This is a genomic window from Streptomyces sp. NEAU-YJ-81, from assembly GCF_017592595.1.
GTDB classification, from domain to species: domain Bacteria; phylum Actinomycetota; class Actinomycetes; order Streptomycetales; family Streptomycetaceae; genus Streptomyces; species Streptomyces hygroscopicus_B.
Map to the genome: position 1 here is coordinate 1 of NZ_JAGFNO010000088.1, position 7,647 is coordinate 7,647.

7 protein-coding genes are annotated in these 7,647 nt (G+C 67.9%); 6 read left to right on the top strand and 1 reads right to left on the bottom strand.

Annotation, left to right across the window (positions count from 1 at the left end; all coding sequences use genetic code 11):
• Positions 1–138 precede the first annotated feature (138 nt).
• Positions 139–891, bottom strand: a complete 753-nt coding sequence (locus tag J5X86_RS49755) for an IclR family transcriptional regulator (RefSeq protein ID WP_208523170.1) — start codon at positions 889–891, stop codon at positions 139–141.
• 382 nt (positions 892–1,273) lie between these two features.
• Between J5X86_RS49755 and J5X86_RS49760 the strand changes: the two genes are divergently transcribed.
• From J5X86_RS49760 to J5X86_RS49785, 6 genes are all read left to right on the top strand, one after another.
• The gene (locus tag J5X86_RS49760; protein ID WP_208523171.1) at positions 1,274–1,852 is read left to right on the top strand and encodes a VOC family protein; all 579 of its coding nucleotides are present in this window, start codon (positions 1,274–1,276) and stop codon (positions 1,850–1,852) included.
• Complete coding sequence (locus J5X86_RS49765) at positions 1,849–2,832, top strand: fumarylacetoacetate hydrolase family protein (RefSeq protein WP_208523172.1); 984 nt, start codon at positions 1,849–1,851, stop codon at positions 2,830–2,832. The genes J5X86_RS49760 and J5X86_RS49765 overlap by 4 nt, the downstream gene beginning before the upstream one ends.
• The gene (locus J5X86_RS49770) at positions 2,832–3,914 is read left to right on the top strand and encodes an alpha/beta hydrolase (protein WP_208523173.1); all 1,083 of its coding nucleotides are present in this window, start codon (positions 2,832–2,834) and stop codon (positions 3,912–3,914) included. Before J5X86_RS49765 ends, J5X86_RS49770 begins: the two co-directional genes overlap by 1 nt.
• A gap of 54 nt (positions 3,915–3,968) precedes the next feature.
• Positions 3,969–4,901, top strand: coding sequence for an NADP-dependent oxidoreductase (locus tag J5X86_RS49775; protein ID WP_208523174.1), 933 nt, complete (start codon positions 3,969–3,971; stop codon positions 4,899–4,901).
• Between the two features lie 51 nt (positions 4,902–4,952).
• The gene (locus J5X86_RS49780; protein ID WP_208523175.1) at positions 4,953–6,503 is read left to right on the top strand and encodes a bifunctional 3-(3-hydroxy-phenyl)propionate/3-hydroxycinnamic acid hydroxylase; all 1,551 of its coding nucleotides are present in this window, start codon (positions 4,953–4,955) and stop codon (positions 6,501–6,503) included.
• Positions 6,504–6,570: 67 nt separating this feature from the next.
• Positions 6,571–7,401 (top strand): alpha/beta fold hydrolase, encoded by an 831-nt coding sequence (locus J5X86_RS49785; protein WP_208523176.1) that lies wholly within the window; start codon positions 6,571–6,573, stop codon positions 7,399–7,401.
• Positions 7,402–7,647 lie beyond the last annotated feature (246 nt).

The following is a 7,647-nucleotide window of genomic DNA, read 5'->3' on the forward strand; positions in this document are numbered from 1 at the left end:
TGACGGGTACACAAGCACCGAGGCTCCTGGTGTTGCGGTTGCTCTTGGTCGACAACCCGTCTACCAGGAGCCTCGCCACGTCCACCAGCCAGCCCGCCAGCCTCACCCACCGCCAGGACGGAGGACTCAGTCTGCGCCCTAACCGAGCCGCGCGCCGAGTTCGGTGGCGGCGGCGACGACAGCGCCGCTGAGGAGGGCGAGTTTGGCGTCGGCCCGCCTCGCCGGGCCGGATACAGACAGTGCACCGCAGGCCACGCCCTGCCGGTTCCGCACCGTGGCGGCCACCGCGCAGAGGTCCCATTCGCTTTCCTCCATGTTGGTGGCGTAGCCGGTCTCCCTTACCTTCTCGAGCTCGACCTCGAGCGCCCGGCGGGTGCTCACCGCGCGCTCGGTTCCGCCTCGCAGCCGCGCGCCCGGATAGCGGCGCCGCAACTCTTCGCGGGAAAGCTCGGCGAGCAGTACTTTCCCTGCGGCAGACGCGTGCGCCGGGCCTCGCTGCCCGATACGCAGCCCGGCACGGATCACCTGCTGGCTCTCCACACCTTCGACGAAGACGGTCTCTGTGCCTTCCAGTACGAGCAGATGCGCGGTCTCGGAGGTGTCTTCGACGAGCTTTTCCAGCAGGAGACGCGCTTCGTCGCGGAGGGAGACTGCCCCCATCACGGCGATGCCGAGCCTGGCCAGGGCGGGCCCAGGTCCGTAGCCCTTGGTCTGGGCGTCCTGGCGGAGCAGGTCGCGGGCCTGCAGGGTGGTCAGCATCCGATGAGCGGTCGACCTGGCCACCCCCAGCTCGGCGGACACGTCGGCGACTCGCAACGACGGCTTGTCCACCAGCATCAGCAGGATCCGCGCCGCGTTGTCGATCGATTCCACCGGGTAGGCGGCCGACACTGCCACAACCCCTCCGTCTCGCCGTCGCCACTGCGGCTGTTCTGGTGATTGAACTGCATTTCGCCAGCCAGAATAGCCGCAGTCCCTCTCGGCGTCTCGGCGGATCTCGCGAATCAGTCCGCAGCCGTGTTGGCGGTGCGTCACGGCGCCGCCGGGGGCACCGGAGCCGCCTCCAAGCACTTCCACGCGCGGGTTGGTGGTCCTTCCCGCCAGTCGGAGTCACCACCGTGGCCACCATTCCACCGATATGCCGCCCGTCTTTCGTTCTGCTCAACAGAGTGCCTTCCGCCCAGTAGAACACATCTCGGTTGACGCGCTACCGAAGCCGAGTTACCGTGCAGAACATGATCTGCCCTGCAGAACACTGTCTAGGAGGAGCGGCGTGACGACTTCAACGCCGTCCGTCGCGGAACTCGGCCATGTCGGCCTGCGCTGTCACGACGTGAGCAGGCAACTCGCGTTCTACAGCGACGTACTCGGGCTGACGGTCACCGACCACGACGAGCGGCTCGGCATCTGGTTCCTGTCCGCCCGGCCGGACACCGAACATCACGAACTGCTCCTGGCCGAGGGCCGGGACGCGCCACTCGGCATCAGACTCATCCAGCAGGTGTCGTTCCGGTGTGCACGCTTCGAGGACGTCCTCGGCTTCCATCGGCGTTTCCGGGAGCACGACGTCCGGCTCGACATGATCGTCTCGCACGGCAATGCCGTCGGCGTCTACTTCTACGATCCGGAGGGCAACCGGTGTGAGGTCTACTGGCGGACCGGGCTCGTGGCACGACAGCCCTTCGTCGAGCACATCGACATCGAGACCGATCCTGAGGAGCTTCTGGACGCCATCCGGGCTTCGGTCGAGCGCCACGGCGCGACGGGTTTCACCGAGGAGAGTTATCGCGCCTGGACGCGCGAACAAGCGGTGGCAGCCGATGGCGCCGCAGCCAAGGAGGTAAGGCAGTGAAGTTCGTTCGCTACGCGGACGGGCCGTCCTCACGCGTCGGCGTGGTGGACGGTGACCTGGTCCGGGTTGTCGACGGTCTGGCAGACCTGCTGCCTCTCATCGAGGCCGGCGAGGCCGAGTTGCTCGCGGCTGGACGGACCGCGCTGCGGCGCGGTGCGACCGTGCCGCTGCCGGACATCGTTCCCCTGTCGCCGATCGCGACGCCTCCGACCGTCCGCGACTTCTACGCCTTCGAACAGCATGTCCGGGCAGGGCGCGCCTGGCGGGGCCTCGAGATGGAACCGGTCTGGTATGAGCTGCCCGTCTTCTACTTCTCCAACCCCTACGCCGTGATGGGCTGCGGGCCGGTGCCGATGACGCCGGGTGCGGAGCGTTTCGACTTCGAGCTGGAGGTCGCCGCGGTGGTGGGGCGCGGCGGCCGCGACCTGACCGCCAAGGAAGCCGAACACGCCATCGCCGGTTACTGCGTGCTCAACGACTGGAGCGGCCGGGACGTTCAGCAGCGCGAGATGAAGCTGTCGATGGGGCCGGTGAAAGGCAAGGACACCGCGACGAGCCTCGGCCCGTACTTCGTGACCCCGGACGAGATCGCCGACTTCCGCGAGGGCAACGGATACCGTCTCGAAATGACCTGCACGGTCAACGGTGCCCCCTACTCCCGCGCCGTGTGGTCAGACATCCACTGGTCGTTCGGCGAGATGATCGCCTACGCCTCCCGCGGCGCCGAAGTGAGGCCGGGCGATGTGATCGGCTCCGGCACCTGCGGCACCGGCTGCGTCCTGGAGCTCTCCCGCACTCACGACTCGGCGACCTACCCCTGGTTGCAGCCGGGCGACGAGGTCGTCGCGGCGATCGAAGGTCTCGGCGAGTTGCGCAATACCGTCACCGAGGCGGCGCCGGTCATTCCGTTGCGAACCCGGGGCGCGACAGGGCAGGAGGACGGAACACGACCGCGATTCACCGACGGAGCCGCGCGCTGATGGACGCTCCCGTCTCGGCGGAGGACCCGGCCAAGCTTCGGGCCGCGTTGCTGCGTGCCATGCCGATGTCCCGAATGCTCGATTACGGCATGGACCACGGGGACGCCGTCCACCTGGCCAATGCGGCCGTCTCGCAACCGTGGCACGAGGTCGCGACTCGCCTGGCCGAGGCGCAGTTGACCCGCGCGGAGGCGGCCGCCGACCGCGGTGATGTCGAGACCGCGGTCGCGTGCTATCGCCGGGCAACGGCCTCCCTGATCTTCGCGCAGATGGCCTTCAACACCGACCACCCGGCCAAACGCGCGCTCTACGTCCGGCTCACCCGGGCCTACCAGGCCGCGGCCGAGCTCGACACCGAGTTGCGCGTGGAACGGCTGTCGATCCCCTTCCGGCAGAGCCACTGCACCGCCTGGTTCGTGAGTCGCTCCGGCGCTCGCCCTGGCCCCACGGTGGTCATTGTCGGCGGGCAGAGCGGTTGGGGCCCGGCCTTCCATCAGCAGGCCGAAGCCCTGGCCCGGCGGGGACTGTCCGCTGTCCTGCTCGAGGCACCGGGCCAGGGCGATACGCGCATGGCCGGCGGACTCCACCTCGACGGGAACGTCGACCGAGCCTTCAGCGCTGCCCTCGACGCCGTGCGTGCCCGTACCGGCTACGACGGCCGGTACGGGGTGTGGGGAAACAGCTTCGGTGGACTGCTCGCCGCCCGTGCCGCGGTGCACGACAGCCGTTTCGGCGCGTGCTGCGTCAACGGGGCCACCGCGAAGCCGGAGCCACTGCCGTTCCGGACCGCACGCGAACAATCGCGGGCGCTCCTGGGCGTCGACACCGACGACGAAGCCGCGGCCGTCTTCCGCACCCTGTGGCTCGACCCGGCGGTTGAGCGCACGAGCGCCGCGATGCTCGTGCTGCACGGCGGCAACGACCCGCTGGTCAGCCTCGACCAGCAGAAGGTGTTCCTCGACCTGTCGGCGCATCCCACCCTGCGGGTTTGGGACGACGGCGACCACACCATGTACAACCACTCGGCCGAGCGCACGGAGTTTGTCTGTGACTGGTTCCGTGCCCAGCTCGGCCGCGCGTGACCCAGGCGACCACACATCCGACTCCCAACAGCTGACAAGACCATTGAGGTGACCATGAAAGCTATTGCACTCCCGCGTTACGGCGGCGCGGACGACCTGGAGCTCACGGACCAGCCGACACCGGCGGTCGCGCCCGGGGAGTTCCTCGTCCGGGTCAAGGCGGCCGGAGTGAACCCGGGCGACGAAAAGATCGCCGTCGGCACTCTCGACGGCATCATGGTGACCCACTTCCCCCTCATCCCGGGCTTCGAGATGTCCGGCGTCGTTGAGGCTCGCGGTTTCGGCGCCACCGAATTCGAGATCGGCGACGAGGTGATCGGCTTCGTCGTCAAGGACTGGGCGCAGAACGGTACCTACGCCGAGCTGGTTTCAGCCCCGGCCCGCACTCTGGCACGCAAGCCGGCGTCCTGGGACTGGCTGCATTCGGCGTGTCTGCCGCTGAACGGGCTGACGGCTTACCAGGTCATCAAACGCATCAATATCGGCGAGAGCGACACCGTCCTGATCCACGGGGCCGCCGGTGGGGTCGGTACGCTCGCCGTGCAGATCGCCGCCACCCGGGGCGCACACGTCATCGGCACCGCCAGCGAGCGCAACCACGACTACCTGCGTGAACTCGGCGCCACACCGATCACCTACGGAGAAGGACTGGCCGAGCGGGTGCGCGAGCTCGCGCCAGAGGGCGTCGACGCGGCGCTCGACTTCTACGGCGGGGACGCGGTGGCCGTCTCGCGGAAGGTCTTGAAGGATCCCGCGCGGGTCGCCTCCGTGGCCGACATCACCGCTCCCGAACAGGGTGGCCAATTGGTGTGGGCACGCGCGAACGCCGACGAGCTGACGGAGGTGGCTGCGCTCGCCGAGTCCGGGAAGTTGTCCGTCCCCGTGAATCACTCCTTCCCGCTGGAGCAGGCCGCCGACGCCTGGCGGATGCTCCACGCGGACAGCCGCGCCCGCGGCCGGATCGTACTGGACATCGAAGCCGCCTGAGGTGGTCTTCCGGCACGTACACGCTCCGGTGTAGGCGAAGGGTTGGGACACATGAAGCTTGCCGATGAACCCCGCACATCCACGATCACGCCGGATGCCGGGGGTGCGGATGTCCTCATCATCGGGTACGGCCCGGTCGGTCAGACCCTGGCTGCTCTACTGGGGGCGTCGGGGCACCGCGTGCTGGTGTGCGAACGGCGGGTCGGGCGCTACGAGACGCCACGAGCCGGACACTTCGATCACGAAATCATGCGCGTCTTTCAGTCTTTGGGCATTGCCGACGATGTAAGGCGCATTGCCGAACCAGCTCGCGTGTATGAATTCCTCGATCCCGACGGAGGCGTGATTTCTCGTCTGCCGAGGGAATGGAGCGCTCCCTCCGGCTGGGATGCGTCGTACCACTTCTACCAGCCGGAACTCGAGGATGCCCTGGACGCGGCAGTCCGCGGAGCATCCACTGTGGACGTTCGTTTCGGTGCGGAGCTGGTCGACCTGCGCCAGGGGGCCGACCACGTGGTGGCGACGTTGGCAGACGGCGGCGTCGTCACCGCTCGCTATGTGGTCGGGGCAGACGGCGCCAACAGCGCGGTACGCACGCTCTGCGGCATTCCGACGAAAGATCTCGGTTTCCGGGGCGACTGGCTGGTCGTCGACGTCCGGCCTCGGCCTGGCGCCCCGACCCTGGACATCCCGGACACCGGCCAGGTACTCGACCCCGCGAGGCCGAACCACATGGGCCGGGTGGCTCAGCGGTACTTGCGCTGGGAGTTCATGCTCGTCGAGGGCGACGATCCCACCGAAATGGTGAAGCCGGAACGCGTCTGGGAGTTGCTCAGGCCCTGGATCGGCCCACAGGAGGGGGAGGTGATCCGGCAGACTGTCTACCAGTTCCGATCCATCGTGGCCGATACGTTCCGCCACCGGTCGGTTCTGCTTGCCGGTGACGCTGCTCACGTCATGCCGCCATTCCTCGGACAGGGCATGAGCTCTGGTATCCGAGACGCCGCAACCCTCGGCTGGATGCTCGACCTCGTGCTGACCGGCGCCGCGGACCCGAAGCTGCTGGACCTGTACACGCTCTCGAGAAGGCCACAGGTCATCGACTACATCGAAGAGTCGGTGCGGGTAGGGACCGTCGTCTGCGAGACCGACCCCGTTCGTGCGGCGCAACGTCGTGAGGAGATGCGGTCGGCGACCGAGCTTCCACCACCGTTCGAGCCGCCTGTCGGCGCAGGCTTCCGAGACGGACAACCGCTGGCCGGTCACTTGGCTGTGCAGCCCTTTCTGCGTACGGGCGGCGGGAAGACCGAGCGGTCCGACGACGTGCTTGGCCGCGGGTTCACCCTGTTCAGCTTGGTCGAACCGGACGCGGCGACGACCGCGGCCGTCTCGGAACTCAAGCGCGCGATCGGGCTGCGGTCCGTGGTGGTTGGCGCCGAGGGGGTCCAGGAAGAGGGCGAGGCGCTGAGTGACTGGCTCAAGGAGTCCGGTGTCGTGGCCGTGCTGGTTCGCCCGGACTTCTACGTCTTCGGCACTGCTACCGAGCTCTCCGAGGTGGTGGGTCTGCTCGCCTCACTTCGCGCGAGCCTGTCGCTGGTGTAGCGGCGTGACACCCGCTCGCGCGGCGACCGACGACAGCCCCGGATCACGTGACACACGGAGGAATCTCATGCCGAAGACGAACAACGGTATCCACTACGAGGAGCGGGGAAACGGGCCGGACTCGATCGTTCTGCTGCCCGGACTCGGGTGCTCACTCAAGTGCTGGTCCGAGGTGGCACCCCTACTCGACGGCTATCGCCTCGTTCTCATGGACCTGCCGGGCCACGCGGGCTCCCTCCATGCGCCTGCCGACGGATCGAGCCTCGCCCGGATCGCCGAAACGGTGATCGATGCTTGTGATGAGCTCGGCCTCGAACGCTTCGCCCTCGTCGGTCTCTCCTTCGGTGGCGCGCTCAGCGTGCGGATCGCTCTCAACCGGCCCGGCCAGGTGTTCGCGGTCATGGCGCTCATGCCGTGGAACGCGGGCGGTACCGAGGCGGGCGATCCAGTCATCGAAGGGTTCCACCAGTCCTTCCGTGACGTCGAAGCCATCACGCAGGCCATTGGGGCCATCTCGCTGGAGCCGAGCAAGACGACCGATGTCGTGCGCACGATGACGAGTGCTGTCACAGAGCAGTTCTGGCGCAGCTGGCTCGGAACCGGTGGCGGTGCTTACACGAGCATGTTCGAGGAGCTGTCCGGGCTCGCCGTGCCGGCGTGCTACGTCATCGGCGGCAAAGACACCATCGCCCCGCAGGACAAGTTGATCGCCGACGTCCGTGCGATGCCCGGAGGCCGGCTGGTCTTCCTGTCGGACGCGGGACATCTCGCCCCTTACGAGTCTCCCGAGCTCGTCGCCCGGGAGATCCGCGAGTTCGTCAGCCGCTACGCGAACACGCCGTCGCCGGGCGCGGGTTCCGCGCCTAGATCCTCGCCCAGCGCACGGCCGAGCAGATAGAGACGCCTTTCGCTGCTTCACCCGCACGGACATGCCCACCGCAAGGTATCGGAGGAGATCCGCCGCACGACTCCGCGACTGCGCGAAAGGTGGGGATCTCGCACATTTTGGTCGCACTGAGTCCTCCGTCCTGGCGGTGGGTGAGGCTGGAGGGCTGGCTGGTGGACGTGGCGAGGCTCCTGGTAGACGGGTTGTCGACCAAGAGCAACCGCAACACCAGGAGCCTCGGTGCTTGTGTACCCGTCA